At 65.2% G+C, this 18854-nt stretch carries 14 protein-coding genes; 6 read left to right on the plus strand and 8 right to left on the minus strand.

Going from position 1 to position 18854, the window contains the following annotated elements:
- Nucleotides 1-60: 60 nt before the first annotated feature.
- The 7 genes from QCE83_RS02570 to QCE83_RS02600 form a co-directional block, all read right to left on the minus strand.
- A complete protein-coding gene (locus tag QCE83_RS02570; RefSeq protein ID WP_309807443.1) occupies nt 61-2574 on the minus strand; it encodes a hypothetical protein in 2514 nt (837 codons plus the stop codon).
- Nucleotides 2575-2884: 310 nt separating this feature from the next.
- Nucleotides 2885-3331 carry a dUTP diphosphatase gene (gene dut / locus QCE83_RS02575; RefSeq protein ID WP_309807444.1) on the minus strand — a complete coding sequence of 149 codons (447 nt, stop codon included), beginning with the start codon at nt 3329-3331 and terminating at the stop codon, nt 2885-2887.
- Between the two features lie 11 nt (nt 3332-3342).
- On the minus strand, nt 3343-4344 hold the full coding sequence (locus tag QCE83_RS02580) for an LLM class flavin-dependent oxidoreductase (RefSeq protein WP_309807445.1): 1002 nt from the start codon (nt 4342-4344) through the stop codon (nt 3343-3345).
- A 4-nt stretch (nt 4345-4348) separates the two neighbouring features.
- The gene (gene coaBC, locus QCE83_RS02585) at nt 4349-5560 is read right to left on the minus strand and encodes a bifunctional phosphopantothenoylcysteine decarboxylase/phosphopantothenate--cysteine ligase CoaBC (RefSeq protein ID WP_309807446.1); all 1212 of its coding nucleotides are present in this window, start codon (nt 5558-5560) and stop codon (nt 4349-4351) included.
- Nucleotides 5561-5635: 75 nt separating this feature from the next.
- Nucleotides 5636-6142, minus strand: coding sequence for a signal peptidase II (gene lspA, locus QCE83_RS02590; RefSeq protein WP_309807447.1), 507 nt, complete (start codon nt 6140-6142; stop codon nt 5636-5638).
- Nucleotides 6142-8973, minus strand: a complete 2832-nt coding sequence (ileS, locus tag QCE83_RS02595) for an isoleucine--tRNA ligase (protein ID WP_309807449.1) — start codon at nt 8971-8973, stop codon at nt 6142-6144. The genes lspA and ileS overlap by 1 nt, the downstream gene beginning before the upstream one ends.
- A 104-nt stretch (nt 8974-9077) precedes the next feature.
- On the minus strand, nt 9078-10073 hold the full coding sequence (locus QCE83_RS02600; protein ID WP_309807450.1) for a bifunctional riboflavin kinase/FAD synthetase: 996 nt from the start codon (nt 10071-10073) through the stop codon (nt 9078-9080).
- Nucleotides 10074-10256: 183 nt separating this feature from the next.
- Here QCE83_RS02600 and purN point away from each other — a divergent pair, with 183 nt between their 5' ends.
- The 6 genes from purN to nadC all read left to right on the plus strand — a co-directional run bounded on the left by purN (nt 10257) and on the right by nadC (nt 17159).
- Nucleotides 10257-10907 carry a phosphoribosylglycinamide formyltransferase gene (gene purN / locus QCE83_RS02605; protein WP_309807451.1) on the plus strand — a complete coding sequence of 217 codons (651 nt, stop codon included), beginning with the start codon at nt 10257-10259 and terminating at the stop codon, nt 10905-10907.
- Nucleotides 10904-12205 carry an RsmB/NOP family class I SAM-dependent RNA methyltransferase gene (locus QCE83_RS02610; RefSeq protein ID WP_309807453.1) on the plus strand — a complete coding sequence of 434 codons (1302 nt, stop codon included), beginning with the start codon at nt 10904-10906 and terminating at the stop codon, nt 12203-12205. Before purN ends, QCE83_RS02610 begins: the two co-directional genes overlap by 4 nt.
- A gap of 12 nt (nt 12206-12217) precedes the next feature.
- Nucleotides 12218-13582, plus strand: coding sequence for a mechanosensitive ion channel domain-containing protein (locus QCE83_RS02615; RefSeq protein ID WP_309807455.1), 1365 nt, complete (start codon nt 12218-12220; stop codon nt 13580-13582).
- 262 nt (nt 13583-13844) lie between these two features.
- The gene (locus QCE83_RS02620) at nt 13845-15041 is read left to right on the plus strand and encodes an acyl-CoA desaturase (protein WP_309807458.1); all 1197 of its coding nucleotides are present in this window, start codon (nt 13845-13847) and stop codon (nt 15039-15041) included.
- Nucleotides 15042-15159: 118 nt separating this feature from the next.
- A complete protein-coding gene (nadA, locus tag QCE83_RS02625; RefSeq protein ID WP_309807459.1) occupies nt 15160-16287 on the plus strand; it encodes a quinolinate synthase NadA in 1128 nt (375 codons plus the stop codon).
- On the plus strand, nt 16287-17159 hold the full coding sequence (gene nadC / locus QCE83_RS02630) for a carboxylating nicotinate-nucleotide diphosphorylase (protein WP_309807460.1): 873 nt from the start codon (nt 16287-16289) through the stop codon (nt 17157-17159). Before nadA ends, nadC begins: the two co-directional genes overlap by 1 nt.
- Here nadC and nadB read toward each other — a convergent pair.
- Entirely contained in the window at nt 17156-18754 is a 1599-nt protein-coding gene (gene nadB, locus QCE83_RS02635) for an L-aspartate oxidase (RefSeq protein WP_309807461.1), read from the minus strand. The two genes, nadC and nadB, sit on opposite strands and share 4 nt — an antisense overlap.
- Nucleotides 18755-18854: the final 100 nt, after the last annotated feature.

The raw sequence follows: 18854 nt of genomic DNA on the forward strand, positions 1-18854 counted from the left end.
GACCCTCGCGCCGTTTTCGTTTGCTGCGTCAGCTGGTCAATCGATCAGTCAATCAATCGATCAGTCGCGCGACGAATCGAAGGCCAGCGGCGCCTCCATGTAGGCGCTCAGCTTGTCGCGCGTCCACGACTCCGGGTTGCCGATCGACGACACGATGCCCGTCGTCGATCCACCGCCCAGCAGCACCGCGAAGATGCCGCGCAGCGGGAAGTCGCCGTACAAGGGCGCGGAGATGTCGAACGGTTCCGAGCGGATGAACATGGCCTCGGCGTTCGCGCCCATGTCCGGGAACGACGACGAGAACGGCAGCGCGAGGATCGTCGGGTTCACGTTGTGATAGTCGCTGCCGATCGCCGCATCGCCCATGATGCAGCTGCCGCCCGTGCCCCAATGCTGGCTGTCGAAGTTCGCGTTGACCTGATCGTTCGTGTTCGGCGTGCGGCTTGCCGGAATCTGCCACGGCATGACGGGCACGCGCAACGCGCGGCTCACGTGCTCGCAGAAGTCGAAGTAACGCTGCCATTCACGCGGACCGTAGCAGTAGCCGTTCACGTAGGCGCGCTGCGTGAAGTCGTCGGCTTCATAGCGATCGATCGCCAGGAAGTCCGGCGCATACGGGCCGTCGCAGGCGCCGAGGCTCTTCACGTAGTCAGCGGTCTGCTGCGCCATCGAGGCCGTATCGACGTCCTTGTAGATCCACTCCGAATAGCCGACGCCCCACAGATTGATCTGCCAGCCGAAGGTCACCTTGGGCGCCACCGTGCGCGTCAGCCAGTTCACCGCCAGCACGTAGCCCGCGATCGTATCGGTGATGGACGAAGGCACCGCAGCCTGAACGTTCCAGTGCGCGAGCGCGGTCTTCAGCGGCTCGATCACCGGCATCGCGTAGCTCGCGCCGAAGCCGGCCTGCTGACAGGCGCCGAGGAAGTCGGGATTGACGATGAAGCCCGCCGGCACATCATGCTGCGCGTCCGCATTGCTCATCGCGATATTCAACGCGAGGATGTAATTCGCGAAGCTGTGCGCGTGCGCGTCGGCGTTGGCGAGAATGCCGGGCGTGTTGCCGAGCGACAGGTTGCACGTGTACGAGATGGCGACCGGCAGCACGGCTTGCGTATTGCCCAACTCGCTTTCCGTGTCGCGTGCGAGCTTGATCAACGCGCGGGTTTGCGGATCATCCGACAGATAGACGTTCGAATCGCCCGCGCCATCGGTGCCGGCATAGACGAAGATCGACGTGGCGCGCGCCGCGGCGAGATCGGCCTTGTTACCGGGCGTCAGGTCCACGCAGCCGCCGAAGCTCAGGTACGACGGGAAGCCGCGCACGTTGAGGTTCGCCGATGCCTCGATCGACACGTCGAGCACGCTCGAACCGTTAGCGGCGACGGCCAGCGAGGCGGGCGCATCGACGACGCGAACAATCCCGCCCGACACGAACGCGGGCGCCGTGACCGTGTACGTGCCCGGCTTGACGGGCGTCGCGAAGGAGGTCGTCTGGGTCGTGGCCGTGATCGTCTGCGAGTAGTTCATGTCGGCGCCTTGCAGACGCAGCACGATGTTCTGTGACAGCGGCGTATCGGCGGTGACGTGAATGGGCAGATTGACGAAGCCGGTGGTATCGACCTTCTTGGTCTTGACCTGCGACTGGCCGACCGTCACCGTCTGCAGCGCGTTTTCGAGCTTCACGTCGTGGATGTCGAACGTGTATTGCGCGTTGTTCACGTCGATGGCGTCGATCGCGATACGCACGTTGTCCGAAACCGGCAGCGAGCGCAGCGATGTCGTGGTGCCGGTCGTGGTGTCGAAAGCAGCCAGCGTCGCGCCGCTGTTCTTGTCCGTTACCGTGACTGAGAGGGTTTCGTCGGCGAGACCTTGAAGCGTGTCGATCACGATATCGAGCGCCGCCGTGCGCTGCACCGCGCCGAAGGCCACGTCCATGTCGACCGTCGCGCCGGCCGCGAGCGTGAACTGCATCGGCGCGACGATCAGCGGCGCCGCGACGGTCTGGTCGGCGGTATGCACGTCGCCGGTTTGCACGGTGTAGTCGCCTTGCTCGAGCGTCACCGAGGTCTTGGCCCCATACACGAGCGTGACCGGCGTCGCCTGCGAGCCGCGCAACAGCTTGATGACCGGCGACACGTCTTGCAGCGCGGCATCGGGTGCCGCGTCGCAGGCGATCTGGACGGTCGCGTTGACCGCCGGAGCCTGGTCCGCTGCGATGACGAACGAGTTCAGATACGTGTCGGGATTGGCGGTCAGGTCACCGTTGATGGAAATGGTGATCTGATCCTTCGGATCGATCCGGTGCGGCGCGTCGAAGTCCATCTCCAGCGCGATGGAATACAGGTTGTCGCCGATCGAAGTCGATTGCACCTGATTGGACGTCGACACCCACGAGGTGAAGCTCGGCCAGACGTCGGTAGCGCTCACGGCCACCGGCGACGAAAAGTTCAGCGCGAGATACTTGTTGACCTGAACCTGGCTGCCGTCTTCATAACGGAGATTGGAGACGATGATCTGGCCGTACCACTGGCCCGCTCCCGGGGCGACGACGGCGTCATATTGGATGTTCATAGTGTGGTTTCCTGAAAAATATAAAAACGAATTGATCGACGGCACGAAGCAAATCGGCCGATGCGATCACGCTTATTTGGATAACTGAATGAAATCTGTCTCAAGCAACGAAACAGATCAAAGGGAAGGACGTAGCTCCTGACGGAGCGACGGCGTCGTGACGGTTCAACCCGGAAGAGGGTTCGAATGAGCCGTCACTTGCCGATCAGAATAAGAAGCCGGGAGCAAAAGCAGCAGAGAGGACGCGCTACTTTTGTATAGGAGATGCTAGGTCAGGCGACGGGCGTCGCCTGCTTGCTGACTGATGACTTCAGTGCTTGCCAGTACTGCCGAAGCCGCCGGCGCCGCGCGCGCTGGCATCGAAGTCATCGACGATATTGAATTGCGCCTGCACCACCGGCACGATCACCATCTGCGCCAGACGCTCCATCGGATTGAGCGTGAAGGCCGTGTCGCCGCGATTCCACGTGGAGACCATCAACTGGCCCTGGTAGTCCGAGTCGATCAGGCCCACCAGATTGCCCAGCACGATGCCGTGCTTGTGACCCAGTCCCGAGCGCGGCAGGATCATCGCGGCATAACCGGGGTCGGCGAGATGGATCGCGAGACCGGTCGGCACGAGCACCGTCTGATGCGGTTCGATCACGAGCGCCTCGTCGAGACAGGCGCGCAGGTCGAGGCCGGCGCTGCCGGGCGTGGCGTAGGCAGGCAGGAAATCGCGCATGCGCGTGTCGAGGATCTTGACGTCGAGTTTCATGGAATCGGGTGTCAGCGGCCGAGCTCGAAAGCGTCGGCCAGGAGTTGATAGGACCGCGTGCGCGCGGCGTAGCTGCCGGCGACCGTCAGGACGATCAGTTCGTCGGCGGCGTACTGTGCCTGCAACGCGTGCAGTTGTTCCGTGACGCGCTCCGGCGTACCGATGATGCTGCGAGCCTTCTCATGCGCGATCACGGCGAGTTCGCGCTCGCCGTAGCGTTGCGCGATGCCCTGTTCGATCGATGGAATCGGCTGATTCAACCCATAGGCCATCTGCACGCGACGCAGGTCGACGGCCTTTTCGAGCGCCTCGGCTTCCTGCTTGGTATCCGCGCAGATCGCGAACACCGCCGCCGCGAGATAGGGCTGCGCTTCGTGTCCGGCCACGAAGCGCTCGCGATACGCCTGCGCCACGTGCTCGCCCATTCGCGGATTGATGAAGCTCGCGAAGGCGAAGCGGATGCCGAGCTGCGCGGCAAGCAGCGCGCCGAAATCGCTGGAACCGAGCATCCACAGTTCCGGACGCGTATCGATGCGCGGCTGCAGCAGCACGCCGTGCGCCAAGGAATCTTCCGGCACGGTGCCGTCGAACAGCGCGATGAGTTCCGCGACCTGCTGCGGGAAGATATCGCCGCGGTTATACGCGCCCGCCGCGACCGCCTGCGCCGTGCGCATGTCGCCGCCTGGCGCGCGCCCGACGCCGAGATCCACGCGTCCCGGGAACAACGCTTCGAGCATCTGGAACTGCTCGGCGACCTTGAACGACGCGTAGTACGGCAACATGACGCCGCCCGAGCCGATCCGGATGCGCTTCGTCAGACTGCCGATGCGCGCCAGCATCACTTCGGGACACGGATTCGACACGCCGTGCAGGCCGTGATGCTCCGCGCACCAGAAGCGGGTGAAGCCGAGGTCGTCGGCGAGTTGCGCGAGATCGAGCGTGGCGGCGATGGCGTCGGCCGCCGTGTGGCCGTGGATGACCGGCGTCTGGTCGAGTACGGAGAGCTTCGTCATCGCGTCAGGAGAGCAGCGCGCCGCCGGTCTTCGGCGCGCGTCGGGCAATCTCCGCAATCAGCGTGCGGGCAAGTTGCTGTTTGTCGGCGCGCGGCAGCGGCGTCGTGCCGCTTTCCTCGAAGAGCACGACTTCATTGTCATCGCGGCCAAACGCCAGCTGTCCAATGTTGCCGATGAGCAGTGGAATGCCCTTGCGTTTGCGCTTCTCGGCGCCATTGACGTCCAGATCGCCGCTCTCGGCCGCGAAGCCGACGCAATACGGCGGATTCGGCAGTCGCGCGACCGTGGCGAGGATGTCCGGATTCTCGACGAACGTGAAGCTGGGTTGCGGCGCGCCCGGCACCTTCTTGATCTTGTGTTCGCTGACCTGCTCAGCGCGCCAGTCGGCGACCGCCGCCACCGCGATGAAGATGTCGGCGTCGGGCGTGGCCTGCATGACGGCGTCGTGCATCTGCTGCGCGGTCTGCACGTCCTCGCGGAACACGCCCCACGGCGTCTCCAGCGCGACCGGACCCGCCACCAGATGCACGTCCGCGCCCGCCTGCGCCGCCGCGCGCGCCAGCGCGAAGCCCATCTTGCCGGACGAGCGGTTGGTCAGGCCGCGCACCGGATCGAGCGGCTCGAAGGTCGGGCCCGCGGTGATCAGCACGCGCTGGCCGCGCAGGATCTTCGGCTGGAAGAACGCGCAGATGGCCTCGAAGGCCGCTTCCGGCTCGATCATGCGGCCGTCGCCGACTTCGCCGCACGCCTGCGAGCCCGAGTCCGGCCCGAGCACTTCGATGCCGTCCGCACGCAGCTGCGCGACGTTGCGTTGCGTCGCGGGGTTTTGCCACATCTGGCGGTTCATCGCGGGCACGACGAGCAGCGGACAGTCGCGTGCGATGCACAGCGTGGACAGCAGGTCGTCGCACCGGCCGTGCGCGAGCTTGGCCATGAAATCGGTGGAGGCGGGCGCGATGACGATGGCATCGGCTTCGCGCGAGAGATCGATATGCGGCATGTTGTTCGGCATGCGCGCGTCCCATTGCGACGTGTACACGGGACGGCCCGACAATGCCTGCATCGTGACGGGCGTGATGAACTGCGTCGCCGCTTCGGTCATCACGATCTGCACGGTCGCGCCGGCCTTGATCAACAGGCGCGTGAGCTCGGCGATCTTGTAGCAGGCAATGCCGCCGGTCAGGCCCAGAACGAGATGTTTGCCTGCAAGTTCCACTTTGCCTCCGTCGCAATGAACGCGCGGCTCCGTGAAAGGAGCCGCGCTGCATACTTCACTTCACGTCACCTCGCGTCACTTCGAACCGCGTACGCGCCGCAGCTCGTCGAAGATCAGCAGCACCGCGCCGACGGTGATGGCGCTGTCGGCGAGATTGAACGCGGGCCAGTGCCACGTGTTCACATGGAAGTCCAGGAAGTCGATGACATGGCCATAGGCGAGGCGGTCGATCACATTGCCGATCGCGCCGCCCATGATGAGCGACAGCGCCGTGCAAAACAGCCGCTGGCCCGAATGGCGCTTGAGCAGATAGCAGATCACGATGGCCGCCACTACGCCCAGCGCCGTGAAGGCCCAGCGCTGCCAGCCGCCGGCCATGGCGAGAAAGCTGAAGGCCGCGCCGCGGTTATAGACCAGCAGCAGGTTGAAGAACGGGGTGAGTGCGTGCGGGTCGCCATAGGCGAACACTTTCTGCACCGCGATCTTCGTCAGCTGGTCGAACAGGATCACGATCAGCGCGACGCCGAGCCACGGCGCCAGCGATCCACTGCTTGTGCTTTGTTTTGCCATCGTCCTTGCCATTATGCTGCGCCTCGCGATTCGCCGGCGCCGAACAGGTTCGAGAAGCAGCGGCCGCACAGACCCGGATGATCCGCGTGAGCGCCGACGTCCGCGCAATAGTGCCAGCAGCGCTCGCATTTCAGATAGCTCGATGCCGTGACATCGACACCTTCTTCCGCCTCGCCCGCCACCTTCTCCACTTGCGCCGACGACGTGATCAGCACGAAGCGCAACGCGTCGCCGAGGCTGGCCAGCGCGTCGTAACGGGCGCCGCTCGCGCGCACCACGACTTCCGCCTGCAGCGACGAACCGATCAGGTTCGCCGTGCGCGCTTCTTCGAGCGCCTTGGTGACGTCGCCGCGCGCGCTGCGGATCAGGGTCCACTTGTCGAGCAGCTCGCCGCCGTTGGCGATGTCCGGATAGGTCGCATAGACCTCGGTGAAGATGGTGTCCTGACCCGGCTTGAGCACCTTGTACGCTTCTTCCGCCGTGAACGACAGATACGGCGCGACCAGGCGCAGCAGGCCGTGCGCGATATGGAAGAGCACGGTCTGTGCGCTGCGGCGCTCGCGCGAATCGGGCTTCGTGGTGTAGAGACGGTCCTTCAGCACGTCGAGATAGAAGCCGCCGAGATCTTCCGAGCAGAAAGTCGCGATCTTCGCGACCACCGGATGGAACTCGTACTTCTCGTAGTGCGCGAGGGCATCGTCCTGCAGGTTGCGGGTGAACGCGACCGCATAACGATCGATCTCGAGCCAGTCTTCCACCGGCAGCGCGTCCTTGTCGAAGTCGAAGTCCGACAGGTTCGCGAGCAGGAAGCGCAACGTATTGCGGATGCGCCGATAGGTTTCCGTCACGCGCTTGAGAATCTCCTCGGAGATCGCGAGCTCGCCGGAATAATCGGTCGACGCGATCCACAGGCGGATGATTTCCGCGCCGAGGCGGTTCGCGACTTCATGCGGATCGATGCCGTTGCCAAGCGACTTCGACATCTTGCGGCCTTCGCCATCGACGGTGAAGCCGTGCGTCAGCAGCGCGTCGTAGGGCGGGCGGCCATCGAGCATCGAGGCGGTCAGCAGCGACGAATGGAACCAGCCGCGATGCTGGTCCGAGCCTTCGAGGTACAGGTCCGCCGGGAACTGCAGCGAGTCCTTGTGCGAGCCGCGCAGCACGTGCCAGTGCGTGGTGCCGGAGTCGAACCAGACGTCGAGCGTGTCGCGGTTCTTCTCGTACAGATTCGCGTCGTCGCCGATCAGCTCGCGCGGATCGAGCGACTGCCACGTCTCGATGCCGCCTTGCTCGACGCGCTGCGCCACTTCCTCCAGCAATTCCAGCGTGCGCGGGTGCAGCTCGCCGGTTTCCTTGTGGACGAAGAAGGCCATCGGCACGCCCCACTGGCGCTGGCGCGAGAGCGTCCAGTCCGGCCGGTTGGCGATCATGCTGTAGAGGCGCTGCTTGCCCCACGACGGATAGAACGCCGTGTTCTCGACGCCTTCCAGCGCGATCTCGCGCAGCGTGCGGCCGCCGTCCTTCGGCGTGACGTCCATGCCCGCGAACCACTGCGACGTGGCGCGGTAGATGATGGGCGTCTTGTGGCGCCAGCAGTGCATGTAGCTGTGCGTGTACTTCTCGGTCTTGAGCAGCGAGCCCGCGGCCTCGAGCGCCTCGACGATCTGCGGATTCGCCTTCCAGATGGACAGCCCGCCGAACAGCGGCAGCGATTCGATATAGCGGCCGTCGCCCATCACCGGATTGATGATGTCCGAGTCCGACATGCCGTGCGCCTTGCACGACACGAAGTCTTCCACGCCGTACGCCGGCGACGAATGCACGATGCCCGTGCCGCTTTCGGTGGTCACGTAGTCGCCGAGATAGACCGGCGCGGTGCGCTTGTAGCCCGGGTGCGCCGCCGCCAGCGGATGATGGAAGCGCAGGTTGGCGAGCTTCTCGCCAGTCGTCGTGGCGATGACTTCGCCGCTCAGCCCGTAGTTCTTCAGGCACTCCTCGACGCGTTCCTGCGCGAGGATCAGCAGGCCGCGCGGGGTATCGACGAGCGCGTAGACGATCTCCGGATGCACGTTGAGCGCCTGGTTGGCGGGAATGGTCCAGGGCGTCGTCGTCCAGATGACGATGCCGCCCCCGGCCTTCGGCAGCGCATTCAGGCCGAACGCCTGCGCGGTCTTCTCCGGCTCGGCGAAGGCGAACAGCACGTCGATGGTCGGATCGGTCTTGTCCTTGTACTCGACTTCCGCCTCGGCCAGCGCCGAACCGCAGTCGAAGCACCAGTTCACCGGCTTCAGCCCGCGGAACACGAAGCCCTTCTCCATGATCTTGCCGAGCGCGCGGATCTCGCCGGCCTCGTTGGTGAAGTTCATGGTCTTGTACGGATTGTCCCAGTCACCCAGCACGCCGAGACGCCGGAAGCCGACCTTCTGCTTCTCGATCTGCTCGCCGGCGTAGGCACGCGCCTTCTGCATTACCTCGATGGCCGGCAGCGTCTTGCCGAACTGCTTTTCGATCTGGATTTCGATCGGCATGCCGTGGCAGTCCCAGCCCGGCACATAGACGGCGTCGAAGCCCGCCAGATTGCGCGCCTTGACGATCATGTCCTTCAGGATCTTGTTCACCGCGTGGCCGAGGTGGATGTCGCCGTTCGCATACGGCGGGCCGTCGTGCAGGATGAACTTCTTGCGGCCCTTGCTGGCCGCGCGGATCTTCTCGTAGATCTGCTTGTCCTGCCATTCCTTGACCCACGCGGGCTCGCGCTTGGGCAGGTCGCCGCGCATCGGGAAGGGCGTGTCGAGCAGGTTGACGGGGTACTTCGCGGAGGCTTTCTCTTTCTTGTCGCTCATGGGTGACTCGGTGAATTCGGTGAGGCGGCGCTTGTCTCGCGCGCGATGAATCGGGAGGCGGGGCAGCGGGCGGCGCCGGCGTGGTCAACGCGGGCGCCGCACGCTCACCTAATTCGGTCAGTCGCCGAAATGGCGAATCCCGTGGCGCGGCTGCCCGCGTTGCTGGCGGGCGGAAGGCCGAAATACGCGCGGGCGTTGTCGACGTCGCGCGAGATTGCAGCCGAGAGCGTTTCGAGGTCCACGTACTTTTCCTCGTCACGCAGCTTTTTCAGGAATTCGACCCGCACCAGCTTGCCGTAGGCGTCGCCGTGCCAGTCGAGCACGAAGACTTCGAGCAGCACGCGGCCGGAGTCGTCGACGGTCGGGCGCAGGCCCAGGCTCGCGACGGCGGGCAGCGGTTCGTCGGCGAGGCCGTGCACGCGCACGACGAAAATGCCCGCGAGCGCCGGACGCTTGTGCGCGATCGGCAGGTTCAGCGTGGGGAAGCCAAGATCGCGGCCGAGCTTCGCGCCGTGCACGACGTGCCCGCTGATGACATACGGACGTCCGAGCGCGACTTGCGCCGCGTCGAGATCGCCGGCGACCAGAGAAGCCCGCACCGACGACGACGAAATGCGCGCGCCGTTCGGATGCGCGACGGTGGCCATGCGTTCGACCTCGAAGCCGTATTTCTCGCCGGCGGCCTTGAGCGAAGCGAAGTCGCCCGCGCGTTTCGCGCCATAGCAGAAGTCGTCGCCGACCATGACCCAGCGGGCGTGCAAACCGTCGACGATCACGTTCTTCACGAAGGTGTCCGGCGACTGGCTTGCGAATGTCTTGTTGAAGTGCTCGACCACGACGCGGTCGACGCCGTTGGTGCGCAGCGCCTCCAGCTTGTCGCGCAGCATGGCGATGCGCGGCGGCGCGCCGGCCGGATTGAAGAACTCGCGCGGATGCGGCTCGAAGGTCATCACGCAGACGGGCAGGTTGCGCGCGTCGGCGGCTGCCCGGACGTGCGCGAGCAGCGCCTGGTGGCCGCGATGGACACCGTCGAAATTGCCGATGGTCAGTGCGCAGGGCGCCCGGCTTTCGGCATTGGGAAGGCCGCGAAAGACTCTCACGATAGGCGTTGGTCGGTGAGGCTGAGCGATGAGGGGCAGATGCTGCAAAGCGTTAGATTATAAACGCTCGCGCCGGCGCACGGGCGCGCGGGGCGGCGGGGCGTCCTGTGCGAGGCGCGCGCGGCCGCCCGCGCCGGCCTCTTTGGCACGATTTTCTCCCCGGCCGGATGATAAAATCGGCGGATGAAGAAAATCGTCATTCTGATCTCCGGACGGGGCAGCAACATGGAGGCCGTCGTGCGCGCCTGCGCGCGCGAAGGCTGGCCGGCCCGGGTCCAGGCGGTCATTGCAAACCGGCCTGATGCCGCCGGCCTGGGTTTCGCCCAGGCGAACGGCATTGAAACCATTGTGGTAGATCATCGTCAGTTCGAAAGCCGGGCGTCGTTCGACGCGGCGCTTGCCCGGGAAATCGACCGCTTCGCGCCGGATCTCGTCGTGCTGGCGGGCTTCATGCGGGTGCTGACCGACGCTTTCGTCGAACGCTATGCCGGGCGCATGCTCAATGTGCATCCGTCGCTGCTGCCGTGCTTTGCCGGACTGCGCACGCATCAGCAGGCGCTCGACGCCGGCGTGCGCGTGCATGGCGCAAGCGTGCATTTCGTGACGCCGACGCTGGATCACGGGCCGATCGTCGCGCAGGGCGCCGTGCCGGTGCTCGCCGGCGACGACGCCGCCGCGCTCGCCGCGCGCGTGCTGGCCGTCGAACACGTCATCTACCCGCGCGCGGTGCGCTGGTTCATCGAGGGGCGTCTTTCTATCGAGGGCGAACGCGTCGCTCTCACGCCGTCTGAGCCGCAATGGCTCTTTGCCGACATTGCCGGGGAGGGCGTATGAGGCTGCATGGATTTCTGATTGGACAAACCGAAACGCTGCTGGCGGATGTGCTGCGCTTCTCCGGCCCCGCCGATGCCGCGACCAGCCGCTTCTTCCGCGCGCATCCGAAGCTCGGGCACAGCGAGCGCGGCGTGATCGCCGAGGCGGTGTTCGCGGTGCTGCGCCGGAAAATGGAGTTTTCGCATCTCGCGGAAAGCGGCAGCGGCAACCAGGCGCGCCGCCTGGCGCTGCTCGGCCTGATGCAGACGGCCGGCCTGACGGCGCTGAAGCCGTTCGTGTCGGCGGATGAATATCAATGGCTCGCGCAGGTGTCGAAGATCGACCCGGCCAGCCTGCCGGTGCGCGTGCGCACGAATCTGCCGCAGTGGATCTACGAGGCGCTCGGCAAGCGTTTCGAGCCCGAGGAGCTTGCACAGCTCGCCGCTGCGCTGAACTATCCGGCGCCGCTCGATCTGCGCTCGAACCCGATCAAGGCAAGCCGCGAAGAGGTGCTGAAGGCGCTGGCCGCCGCCGGTATCGACGCGGGCGAGATGCCGTTCGCGCCGTTCGGCGTGCGCGTCGGCGGCAAGCCCGCGCTGACGCGGCTCGCGCCGTTCCAGGAAGGCTGGATCGAGGTGCAGGACGAAGGCAGCCAGTTGCTCTGCTCGCTGATGGCGCCGCGGCGCGGCGAGATGATCGTCGACTTTTGCGCGGGCGCGGGCGGCAAGACGCTGGCGCTCGGCGCGATGATGCGCTCGACCGGCCGGCTCTACGCGTTCGATGTCTCAGACCGCCGTCTCGCCAAGCTGAAGCCGCGGCTCGCGCGCAGCGGCTTGTCCAACGTGAATCCCGTGCTGATCGACAGCGAGCAGGACGCAAAAATCAAGCGTCTCGCGGGCAAGATCGACCGCGTGCTGGTCGACGCCCCGTGTTCCGGTCTGGGCACGCTGCGCCGCAATCCGGATCTCAAGTGGCGCCAGTCGCCGGATTCGGTTGCGGAACTGACGCCCAAGCAGCTGTCGATTCTCACCAGCGCCGCGCGCCTCGTGAAAAACGGCGGCCGTCTCGTCTACGCCACCTGCTCGATGCTCGAGGCGGAGAACGAAGGCGTCGTCAAGCAGTTCCTCGAGACGCATCCGAACTTCCGCGTCGTGCCCGCGCGCGACGTGCTCGCGGAGCAGCGCATCGACCTGGACACGGGCGACTATCTGTCGCTGTGGCCGCACAAGCACGGCACCGACGGCTTTTTCGCCGCCGTGCTGGAACGCGTGCCGGACGCGTCGAAGAAGCAGAAGCCCGCCGAAGAAGAGCCGGCGTAAGCCGCCGCGCGCATGGACGCCCGCTTCCTGCCCGAACTGACCGCGCGGTTGTCGCGCGATTTCGGCGAGCCGCAGGTGATCTGGCAGGTCGCGGCGCTGGCCGGGCTGCTGGCGGTGGCGTGGTGGTGCGCGCGCATTTTGCGCAAGAAGCTCGACGCGCGCCGCCAGTCGCGCTTCGAGGCGGTGCGCTTCGGCGCCGAGAGCCTCAACAAGGCGCTGTTCCCGCTGCTGGGCGCGGTGTTCGTGTCCATCGCGCAGGTGGCGCTCGCGCCGTTCATCCACACCGCGTTCCTGCGTCTCGCGCTGGTGCCGCTGTGCGGCATCGCCGTCATCTATTCGATGTTCTACGTCGTGCGGCGCGTGTTCCGGCGCGGCGAGACGGAGGACGACGCCGGCGCGCTGCTCTATCTGTTCGAGAAACTCGTCACGGTGATCGTCTGGGTCACGATGGCGCTGACCGTGATGGGCATTCAGGACGATGTCGTCGCCTGGATGGCGAGCGTGCGCTTCAACGTCGCGAATGCGCACATGACGCTGCTGTCGCTCGCGTCGGGCGTGCTGTGGGTGTGCGTGACGCTGATCGTCGCGATGTGGGCCGGCGCGCTGCTCGACGACCGTCTGATGCGCGCCCGCTCGCTCGACGCCAATCTGAAAGTGGTGCTGGCGCGGGTCGGCCGCGCGCTGATGATCCTCGCGGCCATTCTGGTGAGCCTGTCGATCGTCGGCATCGACATCACGGTGCTCGGGGTGTTCGGCGGCGCGCTGGGCGTGGGGCTGGGTTTCGGCTTACAGAAGATCGCGAGCAATTACGTGTCGGGCTTCATCATCCTGCTGGACCGCTCGCTGCGGCTCGGCGACATGATCAACGTGAGCGGCAGCCAGGGCACGGTCACGCAGATCCGCACGCGCTATACGGTGGTGCGCGGGCTGGACGGCATCGAAACACTGATTCCGAACGAAAAGCTGATCACCGACGTGGTGCAGAACCATTCGTCGTACCTTACGCGCGGCAACGCGAAGATTGCGGTGCAGGTGAGCTATCGCAGCGACGTGGAGCGCGCGATGCAGCTTCTCGTCGATGCGACGCAGGGCATCGAGCGCGTCCTGCAGGATCCGGCGCCGGCTGCGCTGCTGGCGAGCTTCGGCGCGGACGGCATCAATCTGGAACTGAGCTTCTGGATCGTCGACGCCGCAAAGGGCACGGGCGGCGTAAGGTCACAGGTGAATCGCGCGGTTTGGCGTTTATTCTGTGAGCACGGCATTGAAATCCCGTACGCACAGCGCGAGATACGGATTGTCGAAGGCGCGGCGCCGGCCGCAGGCGATTCGGTACTTAATACCGCAGGCCGCGGCACGGGCGCTTCGCCGACGGCGTGATCCCCGGTCCGGATGTACCGCTCGTAGGCTGAATCGTCGATTTGGAGCCGGAAACAACATCAGTTCGAGGCGTGAGTTTTTTCTTGTTTTGCTAACATGCAAAAAATTCACCTTTAGGACAAAGACTTGGAACGCTTGCAGTAGAATGCGATCGAACTTGCGAATGATCCTTTCACGTGGCCAACAGGCTGCTTAGCGTCAGATTTAAACCTGTTTTTTCGGCCATTTTTTCCGAATTTCACAGCTACACAGGTAAATTGCCTTGCTGAATTCTTCCCTCGATTTTCTCGCCAACGGATTGCTGGACTTCTCCTGGTGGCAGATTCTGTTGTTCACGCTGGTGATGACGCACATCACCATCGTGGGCGTCACGGTCTATCTGCACCGTTGCCAGGCGCACCGCGCGCTTGACCTGCATCCCGTCGCGAGCCACTTCTTCCGTGGCTGGCTGTGGATGACCACAGGCATGCTCACCGGCCAATGGGCCGCCATTCACCGCAAGCACCACGCAAAGTGCGAGACCGAAGAAGATCCGCACAGCCCGCAGACGCGCGGCATCTGGAAGGTGCTGCTCGAAGGCGCCGAACTGTATCGCACCGAGGCCAAGAACGAAGAAACGATGCGCAAGTTCAGCCACGGCACGCCGAACGACTGGCTCGAGCGCAATCTGTACACGCGTTATCCGATTCTCGGCATCAGCGTCATGATGGTGATCGACGTCGCGCTGTTCGGCATCGTCGGGTTGTCGGTGTGGGCCGTACAGATGATCTGGATCCCGTTCTGGGCAGCCGGCGTCGTCAACGGTCTCGCGCACTTCTGGGGTTATCGCAACTTCAATTCGTCGGATGCGTCCACCAACATCTTCCCGATCGGCATACTGATCGGCGGCGAGGAACTGCATAACAACCATCACACCTTTGCCACGTCGGCGAAGCTCTCGAGCAAGTGGTACGAGTTCGACATCGGCTGGATGTATATCCGCATCATGTCGGCGCTGCGTCTCGCCAAGGTCAAGAAGGTTGCGCCCACGCCGAAGCTCGCCGCAAGCAAGGCCGTGGTCGACCAGGACACGCTGCAAGCGGTCCTGTCGAACCGTTATGAAGTGATGGCGCGTTATGGCAAGGCGCTCAAGCGCGCGTACGCACAGGAACTCGCCAAGCTGAAGGAAGCCGGCGCGCGCGAGAAGTATCAGCTGATGCGCGGCGCCCGCAAGTGGTTCCACAAGGAAGAAGACGGCCTGAACGAGCCGCAGCTCAAGCAGCTTCCGGAACTGACCTCGGACAACCAGCGCCTGCGCACCTTCATCGAATTGCGTAAGGACCTCTCTGCCATCTGGGACCGCTCGAACGCTTCCCGCGAACAGCTCGTCACCCAGTTGCAGGACTGGTGCCACCGCGCGGAAGAGAGCGGCATCAAGGCTCTGCAAGACTTCGCGCTGCGCCTGCGCCGCTACGCCTGACGCGCGTTATCCGTTAAAATTCCGTGACGTCACATGACCCCGCTCTGGCGGGGTCTTTGTTTTTGTGCGGTCGGATTTGCAGCGGATCGTGCAGCCGTTGCGCGTGGGGATCGGAGACATGGAAGCGATCAGAAGCATCGAGTATGACCGGCCGCAAGGCCTGACCTGCGGTGTGGGCGAAGCGTGGGCGCGGGTGGCCGAAGCGCCGTCGCCGGATGAAAGGCGCCGCTTGAAGGAACGCATTCGCGCGCTCCTGAAGCGGGAAGAAGCGGTGCTGGTGGCGCACTATTATGTCGACGCCGAACTCCAGGAACTCGCCGACGAAACCGGCGGTTGCGTCGCCGATTCACTCGAAATGGCGCGCTTCGGGCGCGATCATGCGGCAAAGACGCTGGTGGTCGCGGGCGTGCGCTTCATGGGCGAGACCGCCAAGATCCTGAGCCCGGACAAGCGCGTGCTGATGCCGGATCTCGACGCCACCTGTTCCCTCGACCTCGGCTGTCCCGCCGATGAATTCTCCGCCTTCTGCGACGCCCATCCGGACCGCACCGTCGTCGTCTATGCGAACACCAGCGCCGCGGTGAAGGCGCGCGCGGACTGGATGGTGACTTCGTCGATCGGGCTCGAAATCGTCGCCGACCTGCACGCGCGTGGCGAAAAGATTCTTTGGGCGCCGGACCGCCATCTGGGCGGTTACATCCAGAAGAAGACGGGCGCGGACATGCTGCTGTGGCAGGGCTCGTGTCTGGTCCACGACGAGTTCAAGGGCATCGAACTGGATCTGCTGCGCCGCGAGTATCCGGACGCGAAGATCCTCGTGCATCCCGAATCGCCGGAAGGCGTCGTGGCGCTCGCGGATGTTGTGGGCTCGACCACGCAACTGATCGACGCCGCCGTGCGCATGGACGCGCACCGTTTCATCGTCGCGACGGATCTCGGCATCCTGCACAAGATGCGGCTGGCTGCGCCGGGCAAGACCTTCATCGAAGCGCCCACCGCCGGCAACAGCGCCACCTGCAAGAGCTGCGCGCACTGTCCGTGGATGGCGATGAACGGCCTGGCGAATCTCGCCGATGTCCTCGAACGCGGTCACAACGAGATTCACGTCGATGCGGCCATTGGCGTGCGCGCGCGCGTGCCGATCGACCGGATGCTCGACTTCGCGGCGCGCCACAAGAAGCGCGTGCAGGCCAGCGGCGACCTCGCGAAAGACGTGTCGCTGTTCAACCAGGTAGGAGCTGCCTGATGTCCGTGTCCCCGATCTTCGAAGAAATCCGCGCGCAATACGGCGACGCGTTACAGGCGGCGCTGGCCCGCAATGTCGTCGATGCGCTCGAGGAAGACGTCGGTAGCGGCGATCACACCGGCCGTCTGGTGCCCGCCGGCGCACGCCGCACGGCACGCATCATCGTGCGCGAGGAAGCGGTGTTGTGCGGCGTGCCCTGGTTCGACGAAGTGATGCGCCGCGTCGATCCGGCCATCGAGGTCGAATGGCAGTATCGCGAAGGCGAACGGATGGCGGCGAACACGCCGGTCGTCCTGCTGCATGGCGCGGCGCGCTCGCTGCTGACCGCCGAGCGCAACGGTCTCAACTTCCTGCAACTGCTGTCGGGCGTGGCCACGGCGACGAGCCGTTACGTCGATGCCATCGCGGGCACGCGCGCGCGCATTCTCGACACGCGCAAGACGCTGCCGGGCCTGCGGCTCGCGCAGAAATACGCGGTGCGCGTGGGCGGCGGCGCGAATCAGCGGCTCGCGCTGTACGACGGCATTCTGATCAAGGAAAACCACATCGCGGCGGCGGGCGGCGTGGGCGCGGCGATGGACGCGGCGCTCGCGCTGCAGGCCGGCGTGCCGATCCAGATCGAAGTGGAAACGCTGGAGCAGCTCGAAACGGCGCTGGCGCATCGCGCGGAATCGATCCTGCTCGACAACTTCACGCTCGACGCCATGCGCGACGCCGTGCGCATTACGGCCGGGCGCGCGCTGCTGGAGGTGTCGGGCGGGGTGAACTTCGAGACGGTGCGGGCGATTGCCGAAACAGGCGTCGACCGTATTTCCATCGGCGCGCTCACGAAGGACGTGCGCGCGGCCGATTTCTCCATGCGCCTCGTCTAAAGACTCGTGCGGCGGGCGGTCGGCGGCGTGAGCACGGTCGGCAGCGCCTTCGGCAGCGTTTCCGGCCAGTCGCGGCTGTAGTGCAGGCCGCGGCTCTCGCGCCGCGAGCACGCGCTTTCCACGATCAGCGACGCCACGTCCACCAGATTGCGCAGTTCCAGCAAGTCGCGGCTGACCTTGAAGTTCGCGTAATACTCGTGGATCTCGTCGCGCAGCAGGGCAATGCGATGCTGCGCGCGCGCCAGACGCTTGTCCGTGCGCACGATGCCGACGTAATTCCACATCAGGCGCCGCAATTCGTCCCAATTGTGCGCGACGACCACTTCCTCATCCGGGTCCGACACGCGGCTCTCGTCCCAGTCGGGCAGTTCGGCGTGACAGCCGTTGGAAAAGCCGTCGGCTTCGATGGCCTGCGCCGCCGCGCGTCCCACCACGAGACACTCCAGCAGCGAATTGCTCGCCAGCCGGTTCGCGCCGTGCAGGCCCGTGTACGAGGTTTCGCCGACCGCATAGAGCCCCGGCCGGTCGGTGCGCCCGGCGAGATCGGTCACGACGCCGCCGCAGGTGTAGTGCGCGGCGGGCACGACGGGAATCGGCTCCTTCGCGATGTCGATGCCGAATTCCTGGCAGCGCGCGAGGATCGTCGGGAAATGCTCTTCGAGGAAGGCGCGCGGCTGGTGGCTGATGTCGAGATAGACGCAGTCGATGCCGCGCTTCTTGATTTCGAAGTCGATCGCGCGCGCGACGATATCGCGCGGCGCGAGCTCGGCGCGCTCGTCGTGCGCCGGCATGAAGCGCGTGCCGTCGGGCAGGCGCAGGATGCCGCCTTCGCCGCGCACGGCCTCGGAAATCAGGAACGACTTGGCGTATGGATGGAACAGGCAAGTGGGATGGAACTGGATGAACTCCATGTTCGCAACGCGACATCCCGCGCGCCAGGCCATGGCGATGCCGTCGCCGGTGGCGGTGTCCGGATTGGTCGTGTAGAGGTAGACCTTGCCCGCGCCGCCGGTGGCGAGCACTGTATGAGGCGCCTGCAGCGTCACGGTGCGGCCGGTACTCACGTCCAGCGCGTACAGGCCGTGGCAGCGATGCCCGGGCAGGCCGAGCCGGTCGGACGTGATCAGGTCGATCGCCTGATGATCTTCGAGAACGGTGATGTTCGGATGGCGCCTTACGCGCTCGCCGAGCGTGGTGACGACGGCGTGGCCGGTGGCGTCGGCGGCGTGGATGATGCGGCGATGGCTGTGGCCGCCTTCGCGCGTCAGATGGAAGCCGAGTTCCGCGGACAGGTCGCGGGTGAAGGGCACGCCTTCCTCGATCAGCCATTCGATCGCCTTGCGCCCGTTCTCGACGATGAAGCGGGTGGCGGCTTCGTCGCACAGACCGCCGCCGGCGACGAGCGTGTCGCCGACATGTTCGTCGACGCTATCGCCTGAATCGAGCACGGCCGCGATGCCGCCTTGCGCCCAGTCGCTCGCGCCCACGTTCGCCGCGCGTTTGGCGAGGATCGCGACGCGCCGCGTTTCGGCCAGATTCAACGCGACGCTCAGGCCCGCGAGTCCGCTTCCTACGATCACTACATCGAAATTCATGCTGCCGCTTCTCCGTCCGATTACTGGTCGCCGATCGATAGCCGGGAAGCATAGCGCGCGGGGAGAATGAGGGACAGCGAAAACCCGCGCACGAGTGTGT

It is taken from the genome of Caballeronia sp. LZ034LL, from assembly GCF_031451215.1.
In the GTDB taxonomy this organism is placed as follows: Bacteria; Pseudomonadota; Gammaproteobacteria; order Burkholderiales; family Burkholderiaceae; genus Caballeronia.